Here is a 25,118-nt window from a genome sequence, read left to right on the forward strand (position 1 = left end):
CTCACTGAAAGAATACATCATGACGCGTAGCTCCGTTTTGTTTGCCCTGATCTGCTCCGTCGCCGCGTCGCTGGCGCAGGCACAGGCGCCAGCGCCTGTTCCCGCCTCCGCCGTATCGCTGAGCCCTGGCCCTGCCGCCGATAAATTGATTCTGATCGACAACAAGGTCGGCACGGGCAAGGAAGCGTCCGCCGGCAACAACGTCACCGTGCATTACACGGGCTGGCTGTACCGTCCCCTGGCGAAAGATTCGCGCGGCAAGAAGTTCGACAGCTCCGTGGGCCGCGGCCCGTTTGACTTCCCGCTCGGCAAGGGCATGGTCATCAAGGGCTGGGACCAGGGCGTGGCCGGCATGAAAGTGGGCGGCAAGCGCACCCTGATCATTCCTGGCGAACTGGCCTACGGCCCGCGCGGTGCCGGCAATGGCGACATCCCGCCGAACTCGGCACTGATCTTCGACGTGGAACTGCTGGACGTTAAGTAATTGTTCCGTTTGGCGGCGGCGCATGTTCGCGCCGCCGCCATCGGCACGTAGCAAAATGTTCAGGCCAGGCATGGCAACAACGCCATGAACTTTTTGTTGAGTGTCTTGAAACGCGGTAGACTGGGTTCTTCTGTAATTGCTGTGGAGACCACACCCATGAACATCGCCAACGACGTCACTGAGCTGATCGGCAACACCCCCCTGGTGCGCATCAACCGCATCGCTGCCGGCAGTGTGGCCACCATCCTGGCCAAGCTCGAATTCTACAATCCCGCCCACAGCGTCAAGGACCGTATCGGCCTGTCCATGATCGTTGCCGCCGAAGCGGCAGGCAAGATCCATCCCGACACCGTCATCGTCGAGCCCACCAGCGGCAACACGGGCATCGCGCTGGCCATGGTGTGCGCCGCGCGCGGCTACCGCTGCACCCTCGTCATGCCCGACACCATGAGCCGCGAGCGGCGCATCCTGCTGCGCGCCTATGGCGCCGAACTGGTGCTCACGCCGGGCAGCGAAGGCATGCTGGGCGCCATCCGCAAGGCCGAGGAACTGGTGGCGGCCGACCCCCGCTACCTGATGCTGCAGCAATTCAATAACCCCGCCAATCCCGCCATCCACCGCGCCACGACGGCCGAGGAAATCTGGCGCGATACGGATGGGCAAGTGGACATCGTCGTGGCCGGCGTGGGCACGGGCGGCACGATCACGGGCATCGGCGAAGTGCTCAAGGAGCGCAAGCCTGGCCTGCAAGTGATTGCCGTGGAACCGGAAGCGTCGCCGATGTTGTCGAAGGGCACGAAAGGACCGCACCCGATCCAGGGCATCGGCGCCGGCTTCGTGCCGCAGATCCTGAACACGACCATCTACGATGAAATCATCTGCGTGAAGAACGACGATGCGTTCGCCACGGCGCGCCTGGCCGCCAGCGACGAAGGCTTGTTGGTCGGCATCTCGTCGGGTGCCGCCCTGTGGGCCGCCCTGCAAGTGGCGCACCGTCCGGAAAACGCAGGCAAGACCATCGTCACCATCATTCCGTCGTTTGGCGAGCGCTACCTGAGCACGGCCCTGTACGCAGGCCTGGGCGACTGATCTTGATCAAACAGTAGCGACAGGTCTATCCTTTCCGCCAGCGCCCGGTTGCCCGCATCGCCCGGGTGCAGGTGGTCGCCCGAATCGTAGGCGGGCAGCAGGCGCAGCGGCTGGGCCGGGTCGCTCGTCCACGCGTCGAAGTCGAGCACGGCGTCGAATGTGCCGCTGGCGCGTATCCACGCGTTCAGCTGCTGGCGCAGCGCATCCTTATCAGGCTGATAATAGTCGTCCAGGGGTGTGCCGGGCAGGGCGCCCGCGAACGGCGTCAGGGTGGCGCCGACCACGCGCACGCCGCGGCTGCGCGCCTGGGCGACCAGCCGGGCGTAGCCGTTAGTCAATTCTTCCAGCGTGGGCCTTTGTCCTTGTGGCGCAAACGCCGTGCCGGGCCAGCTGATGTCATTGATCCCCAACAAGACGACCACCGAGCGTACGCCCGGCTGCGCCAGCACGTCGCGCTCGAAGCGGGCCAGGGCGTTCTCGCCCATGCCGTCGGACAACAGCCTCCCGCCGGAAATGCCCGCATTGATCACGGCCACGCCATGCGGCGCCAGGCGTTCGGCGAGGAAATCGGGCCAGCGCGCATCCATCCCCAGGCTGGCGCTGGCGCCGTCCGTGATCGAGTCTCCCAGGATGGCCACGGCTTGCGCGGCCGGCGCCGCCTCGACCTCGATGGCGCTCAGCAGCAGGCGCGCCGTGGTGGTCTGCACGCCGGGCTGCGCGGCATCGATGCGGGCGGCCCGCGTCTGGTCGCGCGGCGCGATCCACGCCGTCTCGCGGCCATCCCAGTGAAACGTGGATGCCGGGCTGGCTTGCGGCAGGTGGACGCTCACCGTCAGCCGGGCCAGGTCCGGCACGGACAGTTCGACGGGGTCGCTGACGAGGGGAGCGCCCGGCGCTGCCGTGGCCGTAGGCTGGCCGGAAAACGTGAGCGTGCGCAGGCTGCCCGCTTCGATGGTTGAACCGGAAGCGGCCAGGGCCACGGTGGCCGCGCCGATGCGCAGCGGCACCTTGCCGTAGGCATTCGACAGCACGATGCGCAAGCGGGGGCCGCCCACGCTGAGGCGCGCCACCTGGCGCACGGTCTGGTCACGCAGCACGGCCGGCACGTTGCTGGGGAAGAGGAACTCGGCGCCCCACACGGCTTGCGGGCTGGCCGTCCAGCTGGCCAGCCAGGCGGTGTCCGCATTGGCGGCCTGGACAGGGCTTGTGCCGAGTGCCAGGCTCAGCAAGGCGGCAGGGAGGATGGAAAATCGTTGCATGGCGGCTCGCTTCATCAAGGGAATGTGCGCATGATGCAAGCAAAGCCATTTATGCACTAGACTATCTTATCGAAGAACATTTATGAGTTGAATTCACAATGGCCAGACTGGATGTCAACCGCTCCGGCGAGCTGGAAGTATTCGTGCGCGTGGTCGAGCTGGGCGGTTTTTCCGCCGCCGCGCGCGCCTGCGGCATGACGCCGTCGGCCGTCAGCAAGCTCGTCTCGCGGCTGGAAGAGCGCCTGGGCGCGCGCCTGCTGAACCGTTCCACGCGCCAGCTGCAGCTGACGGCCGAGGGCTGCGGCCTGTACGAGCGGGGCACGCAGGTGCTGGCGGCCCTGGACGAGGCCGAGCGCTGCGCGGGCGCGCAGGATGTGCCGCGCGGCAAAATACGAGTCAATGCGAACGTGCCGTTCGGCCAGCATTTTTTGCTGCCGCTGGCGCCGCTCTTCCTGGAGCGCTATCCGGACGTGACGCTCGACATCGTGCTCACGGATGCCGTGGTCGATATCCTGGAACAGCGCACGGACGTGGCCGTGCGGGCCGGTCCCCTGAAAAGTTCCGGCTTGCTGGCGCGCAAGCTGGGCCAGACGCGCATGGTGATCGTGGCATCGCCAAGCTATCTGGCGCGGCGCGGCACGCCGCGGCTGGCGGCCGAGCTGGCATCGCACAACTTGCTCGACGCTAATTATGCGCGGGCCCGCTCCGGCTGGCCGCTGCGCCTGCCCGAGGGCGATATCGTCGTGCCGGTCACGGGCAATGCGCAGGCCAGCGATGGCGAAGCCTTGCGGCAACTGGCGCTGGCGGGACTGGGACTGGCACGCCTGGCCGCCTTCCAGGTGCGCGCCGATATCGCGGCCGGCTGTTTGCAGGCGCTGCTGGAAGAGTGCAATCCGGGCGACAGCGAAGACGTGCATGCCGTGTTCGTGGGACAGGGCGGGCATGTGCCGCTGCGCGTGCGCGTCTTTCTCGATTTCCTGGCGCAGCATGTCGACCTGGGGTGATGCGACAGGCTACAGGCGGACACGGCCGCGCAGTACAATATCGGCATACAACAAATACGGTCCGCAATGGTTCGGCCCGTATCGTGTCTCTGAATGGAAATATGTTCCTGGTAAAACCTGAACGCCGCCGCCTGCTGCAGGTGGGCGCGACCGTGGCTGTCATCGCGCTGGGCCTGGCCTCGCGCGCCTATCCCCAATTCCTTCCCGCCGCGCTGGGGAAATATCCTGGCGATGCCCTGTGGGCCATGATGATCGTCTTTGCGCTGGGCGCCTTCGCCACGCGCATGCGCACGTGGCAACTGGCGTTGACGGCCTTGCTGATCTGCTTTGCCGTGGAATTTGGGCAGCTGGTCCAGACGCCGTGGCTCGTCGAACTGCGTGCCCATCCGCTGGGGCACCTGGTGCTGGGGTCCACCTTCGGCTGGACCGACCTGCTCGCCTACACGGCGGGCGTGGCGATGGCGGCGCTGGTCGATGCAGCGGCGCTGTTCAAGCGCCGCTGAACCTGCTTACTTGACGTTACCTTCCGCATCGCGCAATTCCACGGGCGCCAGTTTCAGCTTGCCCAGCTGCGGGGCGATCTTCGCCTTGTCGCCCACGCCGATGACGACCAGCGTGTCCGGCTGCAGGTATTTTTTCGCCACCTGCTGCACCTGCTTGTCCGTCACGCTGGCAAAGCGCTGCGGCAAGGTCGTGTAATAGTCGAGACCCAGGCCGTAGATATACGCGTTGGCCATGCTGGCGCTGATGCTGGCATTCGTCTCGAACTGGCCGGGCAAGGACAGCACCTGCGCATTGCGCGCATTCGCCAATTCCTTGCCGCTCAAGGGCTTGGCGATCATGGCGCGGATTTCCTTGAAGGTTTCCGACACGGCCGGGCCCGTTACATCGGTGCGCACGCTGGCGGCAATCGAGAATGGACCAGGCTGGCTACGGTACTGGAATTGCGAGCGCACGCCATACGTATAGCCCTTTTCCTCGCGCAAGTTGGTGTTCAGGCGGCTGGTAAACAAGCCGCCCAGCGCCGCGTTCATCACTTGCAGCGGCGCGTAGTCGGGCGTGGCGCGCGGTACGGCGATGTTGGCCAGGCGCACGGCCGTTTGCGGCGCGCCCGGCTTGTCGACGAGGATCAGCCTGGCCTTCGTCGTGTGCGGCGCGGCCGCCACGGCCGGCGCCACGGTGCCGGCCTTCCAGGCGCCGAACTTCGCTTCGGCCAGCGCCTTCAATTCCGCCTCGCCGATATCGCCCGAGACGATCAGCGCCGCATTGTTCGGCAGGTAGTGCTGCTGCCAGAAACCGTGCAGGTCGGCGCGGCTGGCCGCCTTCAGCGCCGCTTCCGTGCCCAGCTGGATGTAGCCATACGGATGCTGCGGGCCATACAGGGCAGCCGCTTCCACGCGGGCCGCCACGGCGCCCGCATTTTCGCGCTGCTGCGCCAGTTGCCCGATGCGGCTGGCGCGCTGGCGCTCCACCTCTTCTTGCGGGAACTGCGGGTGCAGCACCACGTCGGCCAGCACGTCGAGCGCCTGCGGGAAGGTCGATTTGAGCGACGTCAGCTGGGCAAACGAGGCATCCGCGCCGGAGCCGGTGCTGAGCAGGGCGCCCAGCTGCGCCACGTCGTCGGCGATTTGCGGCGCGCTGCGCGTGGCAGTGCCTTCCTGCAGCAATTGCGCCGTAAAGCTGGACAAGCCCGGCTGCGCCAGCGGATTGGCGCCCGAGCCGCTTTTGATCACCAGCTGGCTGGAAACGAGGGGCACGGCCCCGTTGTAATGGTGGATCACGGTCAGACCGTTCGCCAGCGTGAACGATTTTCCTTGCGGTAGCACGATCTTCGGTGCGGGACCGGCCTTCGGCACCGTGTTGCGCCATGGTTCGTCGGCATTGATGGCCGTGCCAGGCGCAGGCTTGACCTTGCCCGGCGCCGGCGTCGGCACTTCCGCGCCCAGGTCCGGCGTGCCTGGGACGCCATACACGACCACGCGCGACTGGTTCTTCAGGTAGGTGTCGACGGCGCGCTGCACGCCGGCCGCCGTCACCTGGCGGTAGCGTTCGATATCCTTGGCCAGGTAGCCGGGGTCGCCCAGGTACTGGTTGTATTCGTTGAGCAAGTTGGCCACGCCGTGGCCACCCATTTTTTCCACCTGGCTCAGCATGCTTGTTTCGATGCTGTTGCGCGCGCGCTCCAATTCCTTCTCGGTGGGGCCCTTGGCGCGCAGCTGTTCCAGCTCCGCCTGCAGGGCTTGCTCGATTTCCTCGGGCTTGTGGCCGGGGCGCGCCGTTGCGTCGATGGTGAAGACGGAAGTGAGCGCGTTGGAACCCTGGCTGGCGCCCACGTCCTGGGCGATCTGCTTGTCGTACACGAGGGATTTATACAGGCGGCTGGACTTGCCGCCGGCCAGGATGTGCGCGGCCATCGACAGTTCCGCATCATCGCTGGTATAGGCCGATGGCGTCAGCCAGGCCATGAAGACGCGCGGCAATTCCACCCGGTCCTGCACCACGACACGGCGTTCCTGCGTGATGGGCGGCGTCACGACGTCGGGTTTCGGCACGGCCGGGCCGCTCTTGAAGCTGCCGAAGTATTTATTCACCAGCTCCTTGGTCTTCGCCTTGTCGATGTCGCCGGCAATCACCAGGCTGGCATTGTTGGGGCCGTAGTATTTGGTGAAGAATTTCTTGATGTCGGCCAGTTTCGCGTTCTGGATGTCCGCGTGCGAACCGATGACGCTGGCGTAATACGGGTGGGTCTTGGGAAACAGCTGGTGGTACAGCGCTTCCTGCACGATGCCGTAGGGCGCGTTTTCCACGCTCTGGCGGCGCTCGTTGCGCACCACGTCCTGCTGGTTCGTCAGCGCCGTCTGGTCGAGCACGTCCAGCAGGTAGCCCATGCGGTCGGAATGCGTCCACAGGGCCAGTTCCAGCTGGTTCGACGGCACCGTGTCGAAGTAATTGGTGCGGTCGAAATCCGTGCTGCCGTTCGAATCGGTGGCGCCCGCGCCTTCCAGCAACTGGTCGGCCATGCCGCGCGGCACGTGCTTGGTGGCGGCAAACATCATGTGCTCGAACAGGTGGGCAAAGCCCGTCAGCCCCGGCGCTTCATTGGCCGGTCCCACGTGGTACCAGATATTGACGGCCGTGACGGGCAATTTATGGTCTTCCACGAGAATGACGTCGAGGCCGTTCGGCAAGGTGTATTTTTCGTAGGCAATATTGGGCACGGCCGTCGCGCCCATGGGCGCCGTCGCGGCGGCATCGGCGGCGTGGGTCAGGCTCAAGGGGGCGCCGTACAGCGACAGCAGCAGGGCGGGGAGGGCCAGCAGTTTGATCGGTTTCATGCATGCTTCCAGGCTAGGGTGGGGAAGACGCTGCTGCCCGCTCGTGGCTGGCGCAGCGCGACGGTGCTACGGTCGGTACTACGGTTTATACAGCAGGGCTGCGCCGCCCAGCACCAGCAGTGCGCAGGCGATGGAGACGATGGCGGCTGCGCCCAGCAAGCGCCATTCGCGCGGCGTAAACCAGACGGCTGGCGCAGTCGCATGATCGGCAGGGCTGGCCAGGGCGGCTGGCGGCAGCTCAGGCAAGCCGCCCGCCGCGCGCGCCTGCGACGCCAGCGCTTGCGTGGCGGCGTCCAGCAGGGCCAGCTGGCGCTCGACGGTTTCTGCCAGCACCGCTTCGTTCAGCGCCACCAGGGCGAATATCGGGTCGTCGACGTCGATCTTGATGCCCGTCTTGTCGAACACGTGGCTGCGCAGTTTGTGCTGGTCCATCTACCATTGCACCTTGTCGAGTTGTTCGAAGATGTCGCGGTAGACGACCTTGATGCGCTGCTTTTCCATGATGTTGAACTTGTCGTTCTGCAGCACTTCCTGCATCGTCAGGCGCGCCGTGTTCATTTTCTTGACGTCGGCGCCGAAGGTGTCGGGGTTGCGCTGGCTCAGGGTGATGCTGCCCTTCACGCGCGCGCGGTTGTCGCTGTACGACTGCGATTCGACAAACTGCTTGCCGGACGCCGATTGCAGCAGGCCGAAGTGTTCGTTTTGCCACAGTACCAGCGGCACCTTGGTCGATTGCGCCGTGGCGACAAAGCCCGTGGCCGTGTCGTGCAGGGTGTCGCCGCCGCCGACGATGGTGTGGATATACACTTTGCGGCCCGATTCTTCCAGCAGCGAGAAGCAGTCGTTTTCCAGCAGATAGCCCATCAGCGGCGAAAAGGTATTGGCGCCATTGTCGATCACGCAGTTGCCGTCCGCTTCGAGGATGTCGATCATCAGGGCGTCGAAGCGTTTCGGGTCGATGTTGCGCGCATCCGTCATCACGGGCACATGCTTGACCTGCATTGCCTTGTAGCGCGAAAAAGTGGCGTTTTCCTGATCGGTGTCATAGCAGCGCAAGGGCGTGTCGTCCTTGCCGCCTATCCATTGGGCCAGCAGGGTCGAAACCAGGGTCTTGCCGATGCCGCCCTTGCCCTGCAGGATGAAATGTACCGTGTTTTGCATTGCGACTACTCCAAGTTGTTGCGTCAGTGACAATCAAAGATACGTGGCAGGGGCGCGGGCGCCCGGCCAGGCCACGACTGGCATTTTTACCACAATCCTTTGCAAATATGCCATGCGCAAGAGCGAATCTGGTTATGATGTTAATCAGGATACCATTGATGCAGAGCAAGTTTTGTGTGAAAAATCCACCCCAGAGTGTGAACGAGGACGCAGTGCCGATCTCCAGTCTCGATAAAGCCGACATTGACCGTCTGAATCAGCAGGCCCTGTCCTGCCTGGTCGGCAACCGCCGCCAGGCGCGGCGGCTGGCGCAGATGGCGCTGGCGGCGGCGCAACGGCAACAGTATGCGCGCGGCGACGCGTATGCGGAACTCAATCATTGCTGGCTCGCGTATTACGGGGGCGAGGCCGAACCGTCGTGCGAGCGCCTGCGCGCGTATTTCCAGCAGAGCGGCGACCTGGAAGGGGGCATGGAAGTGGCGGCCCTGCAGGGCGCGTATGCGAGCCGGCGCGGCGATTTTGCCGATGCCGAGCAGCATTTCCTGCAGGCGCGCAGCCAGGCCGCGCAGATCCCCGATTCGCTGCACAAGTTCATGCTGTACGCGCGCCTGGGCGTCGATGCCCTGAACCGCGGCGATACGCAGGACGGCCCGCGCAATTTTCTGCTGGCGCTCGATATCGCCGAGCGCTTCGGCAGCCCCGCGCACCGCGTCAACAGCCTGTCGAACCTGGCGTCGTCGCAGCACGACCTGGGCAACGATGAAGACGCCATCCCCCTGCTGGTCGAGGCGCTCGACATCATCGGCACGCAAAAGCTCAAGTACCAGCAAACCATCGTCTCGGCCAACCTGGCCATGTGTTTATTGGCCACGGGCAAGCCGGCCGAGGCGCTGGCGCTGGTGGAGCCGTTTTACGAGTGGCCGGAAGAAGACCTGGCCATCCGCGCCTTTTTGTTCTGCATCGCCGCCCACGCCGCCATCCTGCTGCAGCAGCCCGCCAGCGCGCTGCAATTGCTGCTGCGGGCCGAAGAGTATGCGCGCCGGGGCCAGGACCTGGAAGAGCAGATGCATGCGTGGCTGGTGCGCGGCAAGCTGGACTTGCACGCGGGCCAGACGGCGCAGGCGCTGGCGTCGCTGACGCAGGCGCACAGCCTGCTGAGCTGGACGCGCAATCCGTTTCACCAGCAGCAGATTCTGCGGGGACTGGCCGACATCAACGCCCAGCTGGGCGAATGGCAGGCCGCGTACGGTTTCCTGCAGCAATACCAGGCCGCGTTCGAGGCCAGCAGCAAGTCGGCGCGCGCCTCGCGCAGCCTGATGCGCAACCTGGAAAAGGAAATGCACAGTCTGAAGGCCGAGCGCGACAAGGCGCTGGAACTGCAGGCCGCGCGCGAATCGGAAAACGTCAAGCTCGAGCACCTGAACCGCGAACTGGCGCACCAGATCCTGCATGTCAACTCGCTGCAGGACAGCCTGAAGGAACAGGCCATGCGCGACCACCTGACGGGCCTGTACAACCGCCGCCATTTTGAAACCTGCCTCAATGCTATCCTGCACGCGGCCGATGCGGATGCGCCCGTGGCCATCGCCATCATCGACCTGGACTTCTTCAAGCGCGTCAACGACACGTACGGGCATAATTTTGGCGATGAAGTGCTGATCCAGTTTGCGCGCCTGGTGGAAAGCCAGCTGCGCGGCAGCGACATGGTGTGCCGTTATGGCGGCGAGGAATTCTGCCTGCTGTTGCGCGAAGCCGACAGCGTCATCGCCGCGCACAAGATCGACGATATCGCCGCGCGCTACCGCCAGCTGCTGATCCGGCAGGCGCCGCACAGCCTGTCGGGCTGTACCTTTTCGGCGGGCATCGCCGAGTATCCGCGCCACGGCGCGGGCCGCCACGAATTGCTGATGCGCGCCGACAGCGCCCTGTATGCCGCCAAGCAGGCGGGCCGCGACCGCGCCTGCATCGCCGAGATCAGTTGATAAATCGCACCAGCCCCTGCAGGGCATGGATGACGGCCTGTTCGCGCACGGCTTGCCGGTCGCCCGCAAACACCCGCCGTTCCGTCTGCACGTGGCCGGCGCGGGCCCAGCCGAAGCAGACGGTGCCCACCGGCTTGCCGGGCACGCCGCCCGTGGGACCGGCGATGCCCGTGGTCGAGACGGCCACCTGGGCCGCGCTGTGGGCCAGGGTGCCCTGCGCCATGGCGGCGGCCACTTCTTCGCTGACGGCGCCGTGTGCCGCGATCAGTTCGGCGGGCACGCCCAGCATGCTGCTCTTGGCCCCGTTCGAATAGGTGACGAAGCCCCGTTCGAACCAGGCGCTCGACCCCGAAACATCGGTGACGGCCTGCGCCACGCCGCCGCCCGTGCACGATTCGGCCGTGGCCAGCAGCAGGCCCTTTGCCTGCAAGGCCAGGCCGAGTTCGGTGGAAAGGGAAAAGAGGGCGTTGCTCATGGAGGACTCCTGCGTGCGGTGGCGGTGGTGGCAAGACTGTAGCATGGCGGACGGTAAAAGAAACTTTCCCCGGTACCAGCGAAAATGCGTACACTCTTTTATACATTTGCTACCACTCCGGGCCGGCAGGCGGGCTGCCGCTGCGCCACCCTGGTGCGCATCGCCCGAATAGGCAGGCGGCATGGTGCCGCGCCTTCGTATGCATTATCTTTACTCGGTTGTCATGGCAATTCTGAACTGGACCTGGTGGCGTCATCCTGGCTCCCTGTGCAGCCCCTTGCGCGGCGCTGGCCGCGGCTGCCTCGGCTGGGGCTGGTTATTGCTGGTCCTGGGCGCGTTGTGCACCGATGCGCGGGCGCAGGTGCCGGGAGAGCTGGAACGCCAGGTCAAGGCCGCGTATCTGTACAAGTTTGCCGGTTTTGTCGAGTGGCCCGATGGCAGCTTTGCCCGGCCCGATGCGCCGCTGGTGATCGGCGTGGCGGGCGCCGATGCGCTGGCCGACCAGTTGGAACAGAGCGTGGCCGGGCACAGCGTCAACGGCCGCGCCGTGCAGGTGAAAAAAGTGCGCCGCGGCGACGCGCTGGCCGGGCTGCACGTGCTGTACCTGGGCGCGCTGGAAAAAACGGCGTTGCAGGAGATGCTGGCCGCCAGCCGTGGCCTGGCGTTGTTGACGGTGTCCGATTCGGATGAGGTCTATGCGATGGGCAGCATGATCAATTTTGTGATGGCCGAGGACAAGGTCCGCTTCGACGTGGCCCTGAAACCCGTGGCGCAGGCGCATATCCGCATCAGTGCGCGCATGCTGCTGGCCGCCTATCGCGTGCAGACGGGGGGCGCCTGACCATGATACGACTGCGTTCCATCCGCCGCAAACTGATGTCGGTGGTCTTGCTGACCACCCTGGTGGCGCTCGTCATTTCGCTGGGCACCATCGTCGTCTACGACTTGCGCGCCTACCACCGCAACCTGGTGGCCGATATCAGTACCCAGGCCGAGCTGCTGGGACACATGAGCTCGGCCGCGCTGGCCTTCGACGACGAACGCCTGGCGCTGGAAAACCTCAACCTGATGCGCATCCGTCCCCGCGTGACGGCCGGCGCCCTGTACAAGGCCGACGGCAGCCTGTTTGCCAGCTACCGCGCGAACCAGGATGTGGGCGAGCTGCCGGCGAAGGTGGGCAAGGAAGGCGAAACCATCCAGGGCAGGTCCGTGGAATTGTTCAAGCCCATCGTCGACAATGGCGAACTGCTGGGCACCGTCTACCTGCGCGCCGATTACGAGCTGGCGGGCCGCACGGCCGACTACCTGGCCATCGCGCTGGGCGTGACGGTGCTGGCGCTGCTGGTGGCCTTGCTGCTGCTGCGCCGCCTCGACTTCGTCATCACGCAGCCCATCCTCGACATCGCCGACGTGGCGCGCGAAGTGATCGAGACGGGCGACTACTCGCGCCGCGCGCGCAAGCTCAGCGTCGACGAAGTGGCGCAGCTGGTCGATTCCTTTAACAAGATGCTGGCCGAGATCGAGCTGCGCACGCAGGCGCTGGAACGCTCGAACGGCGAGCTGGCGCGCGAAGGCGAGCAGCGCACCCAGGCGCAGCAGGAAGTCATGCGCCTGAACCAGGAGCTGGAAGTGCGCGTGCACGAACGCACGATGCAGCTGGAAATGACGAATGGCGAGCTGGCCATGGCGATGGAAGAGGCGCGCAGCGCCAACTATGCCAAGTCGGCCTTCCTGTCGTCGATGAGCCATGAATTGCGCACGCCGCTCAACGCCATCCTGGGCTTCGCGCAAATCCTCAGTTCCGACCGCCTGCCGTCGACCCTGGCGCAAAAGAAGGAGTTCGCCGGCCATATCCTGAAGTCGGGGCGCCACCTGCTGACCTTGATCAATGAAATCCTCGACCTGGCAAAGGTGGAGTCGGGCACGGTCAGCCTGTCGCTCGAACCGGTGGGCCTGGACGCCATCCTGCAGGAATGCCGCGACATGATCGCGCCGCTGGCCAGCCAGCGCGGCATCGCCATGGCCTTTCCCGATGCCTGTCCCCTCAACGTGCTGGCCGACCGCACGCGCCTCAAGCAGATCCTGTTGAACCTGCTGTCGAATGCGCTCAAGTACAACCGCGAGCATGGCGAAGTGAGCATCGCTTGCGCGCCGCAGGCGGGCGGACGCGTGCGCATCAGCGTGCGCGACACGGGCGTGGGCCTCGATGCCGAACAGGTGGCGCTGCTGTTCCAGCCCTTCAACCGGCTGGGGCAGGAAGGCGGCACGGAAGAAGGCAGCGGCATCGGCCTGGTGGTCACCAAGCGCCTGGTGGAACTGATGGATGGCAGCATCGGCGTGGCCAGCGCGCCCGGCGAGGGCAGCACGTTCTGGATCGAGCTGCGCGTGGTCGATGCCTTGCCCGTGCCCGCCGACCCGGCCTTGCCGCGGCCGGACCTGGCCGGCGCGCTGCTCGAGCACAGCGCACCCGTGACCTTGCTGTACGTGGAAGACAATCCCGCCAACCTGACCCTGGTCGAGGAAATCGTGCGCTACTGCCCCCAATTGCAGCTGCTGACGGCAACGGATGGCCGCCTGGGCGTGGAGATGGCGCGCACGCATTTGCCGCAGCTGATCCTGATGGACATCAACCTGCCGCACGTGAACGGCACGGACGCGCTGAAACTGCTGCGCGCCGATCCCCGCACGGCGCACATTCCCGTCATCGCCCTGACGGCCAATGCCATGCCGGGCGACGTGGAGCGCAGCATGGCGCTGGGCTTTTACCGCTACCTCACCAAGCCGATCAACCTCGATGAATTTACCGAGGCGATCAACAGCACCCTGGCCTATGTGGCGCAGCAGCGCCGGCAGAAGGGAACGGGTGCGCCATGATCAGCCAGGCCGATATCTATGCGGCGAAAATCCTCATCGTCGATGACCAGGAAGTCAATTTGCGCCTGCTCGAGCACTTGCTGCAGAGCGGCGGCTACACGGCCATCACCAGCACCCTCGACGCGCGCGCCGTGGCCGGCCTGCATCAGCGCCACCAGTTCGACCTGATCATCCTCGACCTGGTCATGCCGGGCATGAGCGGCTATGCCGTGATGGATGCGCTGCGTCCGTTGGAGCTGGAAGGCTATCTGCCCGTGCTGGTGATCGCCGCCGACCCGGACGCCAAGCTGGCGGCGCTGGAAGCGGGCGCACGCGACTTCATCAGCAAGCCCTTCGACGCGCTCGAAGTGCTCACGCGCATCCGCAACATGCTCGAAGTGCGGCTGCTGCACCGCGCCGCGCGCCACTACAACACCTTGCTCGAACGCACGGTGGGCCAGCGCACGGCCGAATTGCAGCGCTTTCGCGGCGCCATGGACGCCACCACCGACGCCATCTTCCTCGTCGACGTGCTGGGCATGACCCTGGTCGACGCCAACGACGGCGCTTGCCGCCTGCTCGGCTATGCGCGCACGGAACTGCTGGCGCTGGCGCCCGGCACCCTGCTGCCGTCGCCGCCGGCCCCGCCGCTGGCCGCGCTGCCGGGCGGCCCCGCCCACCTGGCCACGGAAGTGACGGAATGCGAACTGGTGCGGCGCGACCTGAGCCTGGTGCCCGTGGAACTGGGCTGGCACTGGTACGCGCAGGCGCCCGTGGCGGGCGGGCCGGCCACGGGCGGCCTGCTGCTGATCGCCGTGGCGCGCGACATCAGCGAACGGCGCCAGGCGCAGGAGCGCCTCAAGCACCTGGCCCATTACGACGGCTTGACGGGGCTGCCGAACCGCAGTCTGTTCTACCAGACGCTGGCCCAGGCCGTCGAACTGGCGCAGGAAAAAAGCTGGCGCATCGTGGTGCTGTTCATCGCCCTGGACCGTTTTAAAAGCATCAACGACACCCTGGGCGCGGCACTGGGCGACGAACTGCTGCGCCAGTTCAGCAACCGCCTGGTCGAATGCGTGCGCCTGCGCGACACGGTAGGGCGCCTGGGCAACGACGAATTCGCGCTGATCCTGACCATGAGCCGCAACCAGCAGGAGGCCGTGGCCGTGGCCAACCAGGTGCGCGAAGCCTTGCGCGCGCCGTTCGACTTGCGCGGCCACGCGGCCACCCTGACGGCCAGCATCGGCATCGCCATGTATCCGGACGACGCCACCGACCCGGAAACGCTGATCAAGTACGCGAATACGGCCATGGGCGGCGCCAAGCAGGCAGGGCGCGACGGCTACCGCTTTTTCACGGCCGGCATGAACGTGCAGGTGCTGGCCCGCCTGGACCTGGAACTGGCGCTGCGCCATGCGCTCGAACACGAGCAATTCATCCTCTACTACCAGCCCAAGGTGGACTTGCGCACGGGCCGCATCAGCGGCGTGGAAGCGCTGCTGCGCTGGCGCCGTCCCGGCTACGGCCTGGTGGCGCCGGCCGAATTCGTGCCGGTGCTGGAAGACACGGGCCTGATCGTGCGCGTGGGCGCCTGGGTGATCCAGGCCGCCTGCCGCCAGATCGCCGAGTGGCGCGACAGCGAAGTGGGGGCCGTGCGCGTGGCGGTCAACGTGTCGAGCCGCCAGTTTGCCGAAGGCGACCTGGAAGGCGCGGTGACGCGCGCGCTGGCGCAGCATGGCGTGGCGCCGGAACTGCTGGAGCTGGAACTGACGGAAACGGCGCTGATGTCGAATGCCGAGCGCACCATCGTCGTGCTGGGCAAGTTGAAAAAGATCGGCGTGAAGGTGGCTATCGACGATTTCGGCACCGGTTATTCGAGCCTGGCCTATCTGCAGCGCTTCCCCATCGACAAGCTCAAGATCGACATCGCCTTCGTGCGCAACATCACCAGCAACCCGAACGATGCGGCCATCGCGCTGGCCATCGTCAGCATGGCGCACAGCCTGAAACTGAGCGTGGTGGCCGAGGGCGTGGAGTCGCGCCCGCAGCTCGAATACCTGCGGCGCAACCGCTGCGATGAAATCCAGGGCTTTTATTTCAGCCGCGCCCTGCCGGCGCTGGAACTGGGGCAGATGATCGCCGCCGGCGCGGGCCTGCCTCCCGGCCACGACCCCGCCGCCCAGCCCGCGCAAACCCTGCTCATCGTCGATGACGACGTCAACGTGCTGTCGTCGCTGCACCGCCTGTTCCGCCCCGAGGGCTACCAGATCCTCACGGCCAGCACGCCGGCCGAAGGCTTCGAGATGCTGGCCCTGCACCGCGTGCACGTCATCGTCTGCGACCAGCGCATGCCCAGCATGAGCGGCACGGAATTCCTCAGCAAGGTCAAGGAGCTGTACCCGGAAACCATCCGCATCATTTTGTCCGGCTACACGGGCCTCGAAGCGGTGCTCGACTCGATCAACCGGGGCGCCATCTACCGTTTTTATACGAAGCCGTGGGACGACACCCAGCTGCGCGACAACATCCGCCTGGCCTTCCAGCACTACTGGATGGTGAACCAGCCGGGGCTGGCGCGCGTGACGGTGCGCTAGCGAAAAGGCGGCGGAAACTCAGTCGCTGAAGTGGTCGAACGACGAGAGCTGCAGGTCCAGCGGCAAGCCCGCCGCATCGACCAGGCGCAAGCCGCTGCCGGCCTCGATGCGGCCCACGCGCGTGGCCGGCGTGCCGCAGCTGACCGCCAGCGCGGCGATGGCCTCGCGCGACGATGTCGGCGCCGTGAAGCACAGTTCATAGTCGTCGCCGCCGGCAGCCGTGTAGCGGCGGCGCAGGGCGGTGGTTTGCCGCGCCAGCACGGGGCCGGCCGGCAGGGCGTCGACGTCGAGGGTGGCGCCCACCCGCGACGCTTTCAAGATGTGGCCCAGGTCTCCTACCAGGCCGTCCGAGATGTCGATGGCCGCATGCGCGAGGCCCTGCTCGGCCAGCGCGCAGCCCAGCGCCACGCGCGGCGTGGGCGTGTGCATGCGCGCCGCTGCCGTCAGCAGGTCGGCGGCCGCCAGTTCCTGTTCCATGCGGTAGCCGGCCAGCGCCAGGCGCGCGTCGCCCAGGGTGCCGCTGATCCAGATATCGTCGCCCGCCACGGCAGCGCTGCGGCGCAGGGCCTGGCCCGGAGCCAGTTCGCCAAACACGGTGATGCAGATGTTCAGCGGGCCCTTGGTGGTGTCGCCGCCGATCAATTCGCAATTGAATGCGTCGGCCAGCGCGAACAGGCCTTCGGCAAAGCCGGCCAGCCAGGCGCGCTCCGCTTGCGGCAGCGCCAGGGCCAGGGTGAATGCCACCGGGCGCGCGCCCATGGCCGCCAGGTCGGACAGGTTCACGGCCAGGCTTTTGTGGCCCAGCATGCGGCCATCGGCGCCGGCAAAGAAATGCCGGTCTTCGACCAGCATGTCCGACGAGATGGCGATCTGCTTGCCGGCGCCGGGCGTGAGCAGCGCGCAATCGTCGCCGATGCCCAGGGTGGCGCGACCGGGGCGCTGGCGCACGAAGTATTGTTTGATCAGGTCGAATTCGGAAAGCGCGTCGTGTGGGGCCATGGTTCGTCTGCAGGTTGAGTAAGGGTGTGGCGCCACTATTATAGGCTGGCCTACAATGCCCGTCTTTGCCAGCCTTGTTCATTTTTCTATGCCCCTACACGATATCCACACCGTGCTGCAGTCGTATCTTGACGACGGCTGGCTGCGCGACCCGCAGGCCGTCGGCCTGGACACGTTTACGGGGCCGGAACTGCTGGCGCGCGGCTTTGATGAACTGTGCGACGGCGGCCAGCTGTGCCTGTATGAGGACGAACGTGACTTCCGCCGCGCCGGCCGCGCCGTGCAGGCCTCGTTCAAGGTGTATCTGCAGCAGGGTCGCCTGCACGCGAACGGGCTGGAACTCGGCTATCAAGTGCGCCTGGCAGGCTTCCTGCGGGCGGCGCGGCGTCCCCTGCCGCCGTTCCGGCTGCTGCTGGAAAGTGGTGCCCACAGCGGGGCGCTGCTGTTCGACAGCGGCCTGGTGCTGCAGTTCGCCACCAACCTGCGCGGCGCGGCCCGCCATTATTTCCTTACCCTCGTCGAGGGACAGCTGCCCGATCCCGGCGCAGGCGACCTCGACCTGCGCGCAGCCAGCGAGGGCCATGTCCAGGCCCTGTACGGCCACTGTGCGCCGGAAGAATTGCAGCGCCAGGCAAGGCGCGGCCATGCTGCCCTGCGCGAGCTGGCACGCGTGCTCGCCTAGCCCTTCTTCGCCTGCGCCATGCCCTGCAGCAGCTTGGCCAGCAACTGGTCGAGCTGGCGCTGCTCGTCCGCGCTGAGCGCCGACAGCATGGCGCGCTCGTTGTCCACATGCAGCAGCACCAGCCGTTCAATCAGTTCCAACCCCTTGTGTGTCAGGGCCACCAGCACGCCGCGCCGGTCCGACGGGTGCTTCTGCCGTTCGATCAGGCCTGCCGCTTCCAGCCGGTCGATGCGGTTGGTCATGCCGCCCGAGGACAGCATGGCCGCCTCGTACAGGGCCGTCGGCGTCAGGCTGTAGGGCGCGCCCGAGCGGCGCAGGGTGGCCAGCACGTCGAATTCGCCCGGTTGCAAGCCGTGTTCGGCGAACAGGGGGTTGAGCCAGTCGCGCGCCATCAGCTGCGCCACCGTGCCCAGCTGGCCCACCAGCTGCATGGCGCGGGTATCCATCTGCGGCAGTTCGCGCTGCCATTGAGCGGCGGCAAATTGCGCGCGCGCGTGTTCTTGCGGGGTATCTGTCATGGCGCTATCCATTTATCTCGACATCAAGATACATTTCTATCTTTATGTTAAGATACTTTTCATCGAGTTATTTTATATGACGCATTAAACCATGTGCCTCCCAGCGAGGCAAGGACTACTCTCCCATGCCATCCGAACGCCCCGTTTCTTCCCCGTTTCCCTCGTCCGCCCTGCTGGTGGCCGCCATCATCCTGCTGGGCCTGAACCTGCGCCCCATCCTGGCCGCCATCGGCCCCCTGCTTGACAGCATCCAGGCCGGCACGGGCCTCAGCAATGCCGACGCGGGCTTGCTGACCACCGTGCCCGTGTTCGCCATGGGCGTGTGCGCGCTGGCGGGCGCGCAGCTGCAGCGCCGCCTGGGCGTGGCGCGCGGCATCGGCATCGGCATCGCCATCATCGCGGCCGCCTGCGCCCTGCGCTGGCCCCTGCACGGCAGCGGCGGCCTGATCGCCACGGCAGCCTTGGGCGGCTTGGGCATCGCGCTGGTGCAAGCCTTGCTGCCGGCCTTCATCAAGCGCCATTTTCCCGAACGGGCCGGGCAATTGATGGGTTTCTACACGACGGGCATCATGGGCGGCGCAGCCATTGCCGCCGCGTCCGCCTCGCCGCTGGCGCAGTCGCTGGGTTGGCAGGTGCTGCTGGCGCTGTGGGCCTTGCCCGCCGTGGCCGCCGCGCTGCTGTGGCGCCGCGCATCGGCCGCGCGCGTGGAGGCAGGCAATGGCGCGGGCGCCAGCCTGCCCGTGGGCAGCCCCCGCGCCTGGCTGCTGATGGTGTTTTTCGGCATCGGCACGGGCGCCTACACCCTGGTACTGGCCTGGCTGCCGCCGTTTTATACGGAACTGGGCTGGAGCGCGGCCCACAGCGGCTTGCTGCTGGGCGCCCTGACCTTGATGGAAGTGCTGGCAGGCTTGGCGGTCTCCAGCGTCATCCACCGCTTTCCCGACCGCCGCATCCTGCTGCTGTCCGTCTTGCTGGCCGTGCTGGCCGGCCTGGCTTGCCTGATCGTGGCGCCCGCGCAACTGGCGCTGCCCGCCGTGATATTACTGGGCTGCGGCATCGGCGCGCTGTTCCCCCTGTCGCTGATCGTCAGCATGGACCATGTGGCGGACCCGGCCGGCGCCGGCGCCCTGCTGGGATTCGTGCAGGGCGGCGGCTACATCATCGCCAGCAGCATGCCCTTCATCGCCGGCCTGATCCGCCAGCATTCGTCCAGCCTGGCCCAGGCGTGGATGGTGATGGCCGCCGGCGTGGTGCTCCTGCTGCTGATCGCCGTGCGCTTTGCGCCCGGTGTGCGGCTGGCCCCGTCGCGTTAGCGTGCGCCTGCCGGGGGCCGGCAGCTGCTATATTTCTCCCATGAACATCGTCGACCATTATTTGGCAGGATTGCGCCAGGCCATGCCGCCCGAGCCGCTGGCGGAGCTGGCGCTGGCCAGCGGCGCCAGTGCGGCGCAACTGACCAGCCTGCGCCAAACGTATCCGCTGTGCCCGGACAGCCTGCTGCGCTTGCTGGGCCAGTACAACGGCACCTATTATCAGAAGTATGCGGGCGGCATGGTGCTGGTGTACATGCTGGGCTCGGACGTGTTCGAGTATCCGTATTACCTGAGTTCCGTCGAGCAGATCCTCCAGGATGGACAGGCGAACCAGCGCAGCATCGCCGACATCTACGGCCATTACCTGGAAGACGATCCCGGCATCGTCGACGCCCGCATCGACGCCGGCATCCGGCAGGGCCAGCGCCTGTGTTTTTCGCACTGCATGAACAATGGCGGCTCGTCGCGGCTGTATGTCGATTTCACGCCCACGGCGTCGGGCAAGGTGGGGCAGGTGGTGCGCTTCCTGCACGATCCCGATAGCTACCTGGTCATCGCCGACAGCTTCGACGCCTATCTGCGCATGCTGATCGATGACGGCTATGCCTTCCTGACCGATGAAAATTTTGAATAGCCCAGCCGCGCCGCCGTCCCTGCTGCCCGCCAACGCCGCATCGCGCTGTCCGGCGAGGAGCTGATGCGCCGCATCCTGTCCGCGCCGTTCGACACCACCTTGGGCGCGGATGACATGGGCGATATCGAGCGCGCTGTCGTAGCGCTGCCGCTGTGGCGCGCCTCCGATATTCCATCATAAAAACTAATTGAAATATAAAATTTGATAGTTTTTCCTGCTCAGGACGTTTGTGCTGCCGGACGGCCTTACAATGCTAGGTTATGCGTTTTCGTGATATCAGACTGTGGCTAGCGGAAAATACCTAGCTAATTGAAAGAATCGGTCTGATAAAATCCGGAACACCCGATCGACCAAACAGGAAGGCAGCACAGCATGGATTCGTCATCTGATAAAAAAGAAGAATTGCGTCAACAATTGCGCTTGGCCGCACTCGAGTATCACGAGTGCCCGCGCCCCGGCAAAATCAGCGTGACGCCCACCAAACAACTGACCAACCAGCGCGACCTGGCGCTGGCCTACTCGCCAGGCGTGGCGGCGCCGTGCGAAGAAATCGTCATCGATCCGGCCAATGCCTATAAATATACGGCGCGCGGCAACCTGGTGGCCGTCATCACCAACGGCACGGCCGTGCTGGGACTGGGCAATATCGGCCCGCTGGCCGCCAAGCCCGTGATGGAAGGCAAGGGCGTGCTGTTCAAGAAATTTGCCGGCATCGACGTCTTCGACATCGAGATCAACGAATCGGATCCCGACAAGCTGGTCGATATCATCGCTTCGCTGGAACCGACCTTCGGCGGCGTGAACCTGGAAGACATCAAGGCGCCCGAGTGCTTCTACATCGAGCGCCAGCTGCGCGACCGCATGAAGATTCCCGTCTTCCATGACGACCAGCATGGCACGGCCATCATCGTCGGCGCGGCCATCCTGAACGGCTTGAAAGCCGTCGGCAAGCAGATCGAGGATTGCAAGCTGGTCGTGTCGGGCGCGGGCGCCGCGGCGCTGGCCTGCCTGGACCTGATCGTCGACCTGGGCTTCCCGCTGAAAAACATCTACGTCACCGACCTGGCCGGCGTCGTCTACAAGGGCCGCACGGAACTGATGGACCCGGACAAGGAACGCTTCGCGCAAGACACGCCGCTGCGCACCCTGGCCGAGATCATCCCGGACGCCGACATTTTCCTCGGCGTGTCCGCCGGCGGCGTGCTGAAACAGGACATGGTGCGCAAGATGGCGCCCAATCCATTGATCCTGGCGCTGGCCAACCCGAATCCGGAAATCTTGCCGGAAGAAGTCAAGGCCGTGCGCAGCGACGCCATCATCGCCACGGGCCGTTCGGACTATCCGAACCAGGTCAACAACGTGCTGTGCTTCCCGTACATCTTCCGCGGCGCCCTCGACTGCGGCGCCACCACCATCACGCGCGAGATGGAAATCGCCGTCGTGCACGCGATCGCCGACCTGGCGCATGCCGAGCAGTCGGACATCGTCGCCACCACCTACGGCATCAGCAACCTGTCGTTCGGCCCTGAATACCTGATCCCGATGCCGTTCGATCCGCGCCTCCTGATCAAGATCGCGCCAGCGGTGGCCAAGGCAGCCGAGGATTCGGGCGTGGCCACGCGTCCGATCAAGGACTTGCAAGCGTACGCGGACAGCCTGCAGCAATTCGTCTACCGCAGCGGCACCTTCATGAAGCCGCTGTTCCTGATGGCCAAGTCCACGCCGGCCGACCTGAAACGCATCGTCTACGCCGAAGGCGAAGAAGAGCGCGTGCTGCGCGCCGTGCAAGTGGTGGTCGATGAAAAACTGGCGCGTCCTATCCTGGTGGGCCGTCCGCCCGTGCTGGAAGCGCGCATCCAGAAGTTCGGCCTGCGCCTGAAGCAGGGCGTCGACTTCGACGTCATCAACCCGGACTTCGACGAGCGCTATCGCGATTACTGGAATACGTATTACGACATGACCAGCCGCAAGGGCGTCACCGAGGAATACGCGAAGCTGGAAATGCGCCGCCGCCATACCCTGATCGGTTCCATGATGATCCACAAGGGCGACGCCGACGGCATGATCTGCGGCACCTTCGGCACCACCCAGCTGCACCTGAAATACATCGACCAGGTGCTGGGCAAGCGCGCCGGCAGCAATGTCTACGCCGCCATGAACGTGCTGATCATGCCGGAGCGCCAGCTGGTGATGGTCGACACGCACGTCAACGAAAACCCGGATGCCGACCAACTGGCCGAGATCACCATCATGGCCGCGGAAGAGATGACCCGCTTCGGCCTGTCGCCGCGCGCGGCCCTGCTGTCGCACTCGAACTTCGGTTCCAGCGACAGCGCCTCGGCGCAAAAGATGCGCGCCGCGCTGGCCATCATCAAGGAACGCGCGCCGGACCTGGAAATCGACGGCGAGATGCACGGCGATACGGCCCTCGACAGCAAGCTGCGCCACAAGCTGATGCCGAACTCGGACCTCAAGCACGACGCCAACCTGCTGGTCATGCCGAACATCGAGTCCGCCAACATCGCCTACAACCTGGTCAAGACGGCGGCCGGCAACGGCATCGCCGTGGGCCCGATCCTGCTGGGCTGCGCCAAGCCCGTGCACATCCTGACGCCGTCGGCCACCGTGCGCCGCATCGTCAACATGACGGCCTTGTGCGTCGTCGACGCCGTGGCGCAGCGCAAAGCCTAAGGGTTTAGCTGCCGCCTGAAAGCCGCGCCATCCGCAAGGAGGCGCGGCTTTTTTTACATGGGCGGCACGGGCAAGGCCGCGGCGGGCGGATGGCGGCGCAGGTAGTAATGGCGGTACAGCAGGATCTCGCCCCATACCAGCAGCAGTGCCGCCAGCGCGAACAGGGCCAGCGTGATCTTGAGCGAGTTGAAATAGGCGCCGGCCTGCTGCTTGATGGCGTCGATGAAAATCATCGGCACCGACTTGTCGAGTTTGCTGAAATCGGCATGGCGCGCCACGTCGGTGGTCAGGCGCACGGCCAGATCGGTGCCCAGCGCGGCCAGCTCGCTCGTCGCCTGGCCACGGAAGTTGGCACCCTTGAGCGCGTCGCCGAGCACGCCGACCCTGGTGATCAGCTGTTCCTGCAGCACCTGCGTCAGCAGCACGCTGCCGCGGCGCAGAATGAATTCATTGATCCAGCGCGCCTTGCTGCGTTCCCAGTAACTGTCTGACGTGGGGCGGTAATACATGCCTTGCACGAAGGGCTCGAGCAGGCTGCGCACGCTGATGGGCTGGCCCGGGGCGATCAGCTTGACCTGCTGTTCCAGGTAGACGCGCAGCGCCGGCATCTGCGCCTCGAACACGGGCTGCACGTCGCGCTCGAGTGCCTGGTTGACGACGCGGTGCACGCTGTGCACGGCGCCCAGGCCTGCGCCGAGGAGCGGCAGCGCGAGCAGGATCAGTACATAGCTGAGCTTGGCATGCCACATGCCAGGCGGGGGGACGGCGCACCAGCAGGCATTTCCTGGCCAGCTGGCAGCAGATGCCGACCGCCAGCACGCAGCCAGCCGCGCTGCACAGCAGCATCCACGGCAGGGCGCTCCACAGCAGTTCGCCGCCAAACGGCACCAGGCCATTGCCCCAATTGGCGAGTTGTTGATTCATGTACATTGCCTTGATGTGGATAAACAGGCAAGTATACCCATTGTGCAACGACAGGGAGCACGCCTGGGGTCAGTGCGCCATCAGCACGGGCAAGGTCATCTGGCGCAGCACCGTTTCCGTCACGCCGCCCAGCAAAATTTCGCGGAAGCGCGCGTGGCCGTAGCCGCCCATCACCAGCAAGTCCGCATGCACTTCGGCGGCCATGGCCAGCAGCGCGGCGCCGATGTCGCCCGTGGCGACGGCGGGGCGCACTTCGACGGGCACGCCATGGCGGCTCAGGTAGGCGGCGATGTCGGCACCCGGATAGCGGGCCGGCTGCGCATGGCCGGCGGGCGGATGCAGCAGGGCCAGCACCACCAGGCGCGCCGCGCGCAGCAGGGGCAGCGCGTGGCCGATGGCGCGCGTCGCTTCCATGCTGCCATCCCAGGCCACCACCACGGTGTTGTCCACTTGCGCGAATTGGCCGCTGCGCGGCACGATCAGCACGGGACGGGCCGCGTTCAGCATCACGTACGGCACCAGGTCGCTCATGGCGCCGGGCAGCGCTTCGCCGGCGTCGTGCTGGCTGAGCACCGTCAAGTCGCTGTAGCGGGCGCTGACGGCCATGCCTCCGTCTTCGTCGTCTTCGATCAGGCGCCGTTCCAGCGAGACGGCGCCGGCCTGGCGCGCCAGCGTTTCAAACTGGTCCAGCGCCTGTTCCGCCTGCCCGTGCAGGGCCGAAATCTGCGCCGCCACGGCCGCGCCGCGCATGCCGCGGTTGTTTTCCAGGTAAAAGCGCGACATGCCCGTCATCGCCGCGCCGATCAGGTGCGTCTGGTGCGCGTGCGCCAGCCGCGCGGCGATGGCGATGCGCTGGGGCGCATGGAGCGACAGGTCGGCGTGCACCAGGATGGATTTGTAGGCCATGTCGTCACTCAGTAGTCAGGATGGCAACAAGGCTAGAACGGCAACACGGGCAAGTCCAGCATTGCCGTGCTGGGCGGGGATTTTCTTTTGCGGGGCTTGATGTGGGTCAAAAAAATACGGGCCGCAGCCATCTGCAAGGCCAAGACCAGGAAATTGCGAGCTGTTTGATGTGCATCAAAATGTCTGGCCCCCAGCCACCGATAATGGCATTGAAC

21 protein-coding genes are annotated in these 25,118 nt (G+C 65.7%); 12 read left to right on the plus strand and 9 right to left on the minus strand.

Going from position 1 to position 25,118, the window contains the following annotated elements; genetic code table 11:
• Positions 1-19 precede the first annotated feature (19 nt).
• Complete coding sequence (locus VPH41_RS01330) at positions 20-484, plus strand: FKBP-type peptidyl-prolyl cis-trans isomerase (RefSeq protein ID WP_152284227.1); 465 nt, start codon at positions 20-22, stop codon at positions 482-484.
• A gap of 156 nt (positions 485-640) precedes the next feature.
• A complete protein-coding gene (cysK, locus tag VPH41_RS01335) occupies positions 641-1,573 on the plus strand; it encodes a cysteine synthase A (protein ID WP_152284228.1) in 933 nt (310 codons plus the stop codon).
• On the opposite strand, the gene VPH41_RS01340 is transcribed toward cysK, so the two are convergent.
• Entirely contained in the window at positions 1,534-2,832 is a 1,299-nt protein-coding gene (locus VPH41_RS01340) for an SGNH/GDSL hydrolase family protein (protein ID WP_328568714.1), read from the minus strand. The genes cysK and VPH41_RS01340 overlap by 40 nt on opposite strands.
• A gap of 98 nt (positions 2,833-2,930) precedes the next feature.
• Here VPH41_RS01340 and VPH41_RS01345 point away from each other — a divergent pair, with 98 nt between their 5' ends.
• Complete coding sequence (locus tag VPH41_RS01345) at positions 2,931-3,836, plus strand: LysR family transcriptional regulator (RefSeq protein WP_328568715.1); 906 nt, start codon at positions 2,931-2,933, stop codon at positions 3,834-3,836.
• A 101-nt stretch (positions 3,837-3,937) separates the two neighbouring features.
• Positions 3,938-4,339, plus strand: a complete 402-nt coding sequence (locus VPH41_RS01350) for a ribosomal maturation YjgA family protein (protein ID WP_328568716.1) — start codon at positions 3,938-3,940, stop codon at positions 4,337-4,339.
• A gap of 6 nt (positions 4,340-4,345) precedes the next feature.
• Here VPH41_RS01350 and VPH41_RS01355 read toward each other — a convergent pair whose 3' ends face one another.
• From VPH41_RS01355 to VPH41_RS01365, 3 genes are all read right to left on the minus strand, one after another.
• The gene (locus VPH41_RS01355) at positions 4,346-7,171 is read right to left on the minus strand and encodes a M16 family metallopeptidase (RefSeq protein ID WP_328568717.1); all 2,826 of its coding nucleotides are present in this window, start codon (positions 7,169-7,171) and stop codon (positions 4,346-4,348) included.
• A gap of 78 nt (positions 7,172-7,249) precedes the next feature.
• Positions 7,250-7,603, minus strand: coding sequence for a hypothetical protein (locus VPH41_RS01360; RefSeq protein ID WP_193317594.1), 354 nt, complete (start codon positions 7,601-7,603; stop codon positions 7,250-7,252).
• Positions 7,604-8,332 carry a hypothetical protein gene (locus VPH41_RS01365; RefSeq protein ID WP_152254972.1) on the minus strand — a complete coding sequence of 243 codons (729 nt, stop codon included), beginning with the start codon at positions 8,330-8,332 and terminating at the stop codon, positions 7,604-7,606.
• A gap of 212 nt (positions 8,333-8,544) precedes the next feature.
• Between VPH41_RS01365 and VPH41_RS01370 the strand changes: the two genes are divergently transcribed.
• The gene (locus VPH41_RS01370) at positions 8,545-10,314 is read left to right on the plus strand and encodes a GGDEF domain-containing protein (RefSeq protein ID WP_287775410.1); all 1,770 of its coding nucleotides are present in this window, start codon (positions 8,545-8,547) and stop codon (positions 10,312-10,314) included.
• Here VPH41_RS01370 and VPH41_RS01375 read toward each other — a convergent pair.
• Positions 10,307-10,789, minus strand: a complete 483-nt coding sequence (locus tag VPH41_RS01375; RefSeq protein ID WP_152284233.1) for a CinA family protein — start codon at positions 10,787-10,789, stop codon at positions 10,307-10,309. The genes VPH41_RS01370 and VPH41_RS01375 overlap by 8 nt on opposite strands.
• A 223-nt stretch (positions 10,790-11,012) precedes the next feature.
• Between VPH41_RS01375 and VPH41_RS01380 the strand changes: the two genes are divergently transcribed.
• The 3 genes from VPH41_RS01380 to VPH41_RS01390 are packed head-to-tail and all read left to right on the plus strand — an operon-like array spanning position 11,013 to position 16,236.
• Positions 11,013-11,630 carry a YfiR family protein gene (locus tag VPH41_RS01380; protein WP_328568718.1) on the plus strand — a complete coding sequence of 206 codons (618 nt, stop codon included), beginning with the start codon at positions 11,013-11,015 and terminating at the stop codon, positions 11,628-11,630.
• 2 nt (positions 11,631-11,632) lie between these two features.
• Positions 11,633-13,663, plus strand: coding sequence for an ATP-binding protein (locus tag VPH41_RS01385; RefSeq protein WP_152284235.1), 2,031 nt, complete (start codon positions 11,633-11,635; stop codon positions 13,661-13,663).
• Positions 13,660-16,236 carry an EAL domain-containing protein gene (locus VPH41_RS01390; protein ID WP_287775414.1) on the plus strand — a complete coding sequence of 859 codons (2,577 nt, stop codon included), beginning with the start codon at positions 13,660-13,662 and terminating at the stop codon, positions 16,234-16,236. Before VPH41_RS01385 ends, VPH41_RS01390 begins: the two co-directional genes overlap by 4 nt.
• Before the next feature lie 18 nt (positions 16,237-16,254).
• Here the strand turns inward: VPH41_RS01390 and thiL are convergent, their stop codons facing one another.
• On the minus strand, positions 16,255-17,235 hold the full coding sequence (gene thiL, locus VPH41_RS01395) for a thiamine-phosphate kinase (RefSeq protein WP_328568719.1): 981 nt from the start codon (positions 17,233-17,235) through the stop codon (positions 16,255-16,257).
• Positions 17,236-17,323: 88 nt separating this feature from the next.
• On the opposite strand from thiL, the gene VPH41_RS01400 reads away from it, so the two are divergent.
• A complete protein-coding gene (locus tag VPH41_RS01400; RefSeq protein WP_328568720.1) occupies positions 17,324-17,917 on the plus strand; it encodes a hypothetical protein in 594 nt (197 codons plus the stop codon).
• Here the strand turns inward: VPH41_RS01400 and VPH41_RS01405 are convergent.
• Positions 17,914-18,435, minus strand: coding sequence for a MarR family winged helix-turn-helix transcriptional regulator (locus tag VPH41_RS01405; RefSeq protein WP_328568721.1), 522 nt, complete (start codon positions 18,433-18,435; stop codon positions 17,914-17,916). The genes VPH41_RS01400 and VPH41_RS01405 overlap by 4 nt on opposite strands.
• A gap of 125 nt (positions 18,436-18,560) precedes the next feature.
• On the opposite strand from VPH41_RS01405, the gene VPH41_RS01410 reads away from it, so the two are divergent.
• From VPH41_RS01410 to VPH41_RS01420, 3 genes are all read left to right on the plus strand, one after another.
• Positions 18,561-19,748 carry an MFS transporter gene (locus VPH41_RS01410; protein ID WP_328568722.1) on the plus strand — a complete coding sequence of 396 codons (1,188 nt, stop codon included), beginning with the start codon at positions 18,561-18,563 and terminating at the stop codon, positions 19,746-19,748.
• Positions 19,749-19,788: 40 nt separating this feature from the next.
• On the plus strand, positions 19,789-20,382 hold the full coding sequence (locus VPH41_RS01415) for an SMI1/KNR4 family protein (RefSeq protein WP_328568723.1): 594 nt from the start codon (positions 19,789-19,791) through the stop codon (positions 20,380-20,382).
• 372 nt (positions 20,383-20,754) lie between these two features.
• Positions 20,755-23,073 (plus strand): NADP-dependent malic enzyme, encoded by a 2,319-nt coding sequence (locus tag VPH41_RS01420; RefSeq protein ID WP_131373471.1) that lies wholly within the window; start codon positions 20,755-20,757, stop codon positions 23,071-23,073.
• Positions 23,074-23,126: 53 nt separating this feature from the next.
• On the opposite strand, the gene VPH41_RS01425 is transcribed toward VPH41_RS01420, so the two are convergent.
• Positions 23,127-23,822, minus strand: a complete 696-nt coding sequence (locus VPH41_RS01425; RefSeq protein ID WP_328568724.1) for a hypothetical protein — start codon at positions 23,820-23,822, stop codon at positions 23,127-23,129.
• Between the two features lie 244 nt (positions 23,823-24,066).
• Positions 24,067-24,903 carry a universal stress protein gene (locus VPH41_RS01430; RefSeq protein WP_328568725.1) on the minus strand — a complete coding sequence of 279 codons (837 nt, stop codon included), beginning with the start codon at positions 24,901-24,903 and terminating at the stop codon, positions 24,067-24,069.
• Positions 24,904-25,118 lie beyond the last annotated feature (215 nt).

Source organism: Janthinobacterium sp. P210006 (genome assembly GCF_036231885.1).
GTDB lineage: Bacteria > Pseudomonadota > Gammaproteobacteria > Burkholderiales > Burkholderiaceae_D > Janthinobacterium > Janthinobacterium violaceinigrum.

What these genes read in the sequence shown, in the direction of transcription:
- VPH41_RS01330 (WP_152284227.1), top strand. Translation starts at nt 20, where the DNA reads ATGACGCGTAGCTCCGTTTTGTTTGCCCTGATCTGCTCCGTCGCCGCG.
- cysK (WP_152284228.1), top strand. Translation starts at nt 641, where the DNA reads ATGAACATCGCCAACGACGTCACTGAGCTGATCGGCAACACCCCCCTG.
- VPH41_RS01340 (WP_328568714.1), bottom strand. Translation starts at nt 2,832, where the DNA reads ATGCAACGATTTTCCATCCTCCCTGCCGCCTTGCTGAGCCTGGCACTC.
- VPH41_RS01345 (WP_328568715.1), top strand. Translation starts at nt 2,931, where the DNA reads ATGGCCAGACTGGATGTCAACCGCTCCGGCGAGCTGGAAGTATTCGTG.
- VPH41_RS01350 (WP_328568716.1), top strand. Translation starts at nt 3,938, where the DNA reads ATGTTCCTGGTAAAACCTGAACGCCGCCGCCTGCTGCAGGTGGGCGCG.
- VPH41_RS01355 (WP_328568717.1), bottom strand. Translation starts at nt 7,171, where the DNA reads ATGAAACCGATCAAACTGCTGGCCCTCCCCGCCCTGCTGCTGTCGCTG.
- VPH41_RS01360 (WP_193317594.1), bottom strand. Translation starts at nt 7,603, where the DNA reads ATGGACCAGCACAAACTGCGCAGCCACGTGTTCGACAAGACGGGCATC.
- VPH41_RS01365 (WP_152254972.1), bottom strand. Translation starts at nt 8,332, where the DNA reads ATGCAAAACACGGTACATTTCATCCTGCAGGGCAAGGGCGGCATCGGC.
- VPH41_RS01375 (WP_152284233.1), bottom strand. Translation starts at nt 10,789, where the DNA reads ATGAGCAACGCCCTCTTTTCCCTTTCCACCGAACTCGGCCTGGCCTTG.
- VPH41_RS01380 (WP_328568718.1), top strand. Translation starts at nt 11,013, where the DNA reads ATGGCAATTCTGAACTGGACCTGGTGGCGTCATCCTGGCTCCCTGTGC.
- VPH41_RS01385 (WP_152284235.1), top strand. Translation starts at nt 11,633, where the DNA reads ATGATACGACTGCGTTCCATCCGCCGCAAACTGATGTCGGTGGTCTTG.
- VPH41_RS01390 (WP_287775414.1), top strand. Translation starts at nt 13,660, where the DNA reads ATGATCAGCCAGGCCGATATCTATGCGGCGAAAATCCTCATCGTCGAT.
- thiL (WP_328568719.1), bottom strand. Translation starts at nt 17,235, where the DNA reads ATGGCCCCACACGACGCGCTTTCCGAATTCGACCTGATCAAACAATAC.
- VPH41_RS01400 (WP_328568720.1), top strand. Translation starts at nt 17,324, where the DNA reads ATGCCCCTACACGATATCCACACCGTGCTGCAGTCGTATCTTGACGAC.
- VPH41_RS01405 (WP_328568721.1), bottom strand. Translation starts at nt 18,435, where the DNA reads ATGACAGATACCCCGCAAGAACACGCGCGCGCGCAATTTGCCGCCGCT.
- VPH41_RS01410 (WP_328568722.1), top strand. Translation starts at nt 18,561, where the DNA reads ATGCCATCCGAACGCCCCGTTTCTTCCCCGTTTCCCTCGTCCGCCCTG.
- VPH41_RS01415 (WP_328568723.1), top strand. Translation starts at nt 19,789, where the DNA reads ATGAACATCGTCGACCATTATTTGGCAGGATTGCGCCAGGCCATGCCG.
- VPH41_RS01420 (WP_131373471.1), top strand. Translation starts at nt 20,755, where the DNA reads ATGGATTCGTCATCTGATAAAAAAGAAGAATTGCGTCAACAATTGCGC.
- VPH41_RS01425 (WP_328568724.1), bottom strand. Translation starts at nt 23,822, where the DNA reads ATGTGGCATGCCAAGCTCAGCTATGTACTGATCCTGCTCGCGCTGCCG.
- VPH41_RS01430 (WP_328568725.1), bottom strand. Translation starts at nt 24,903, where the DNA reads ATGGCCTACAAATCCATCCTGGTGCACGCCGACCTGTCGCTCCATGCG.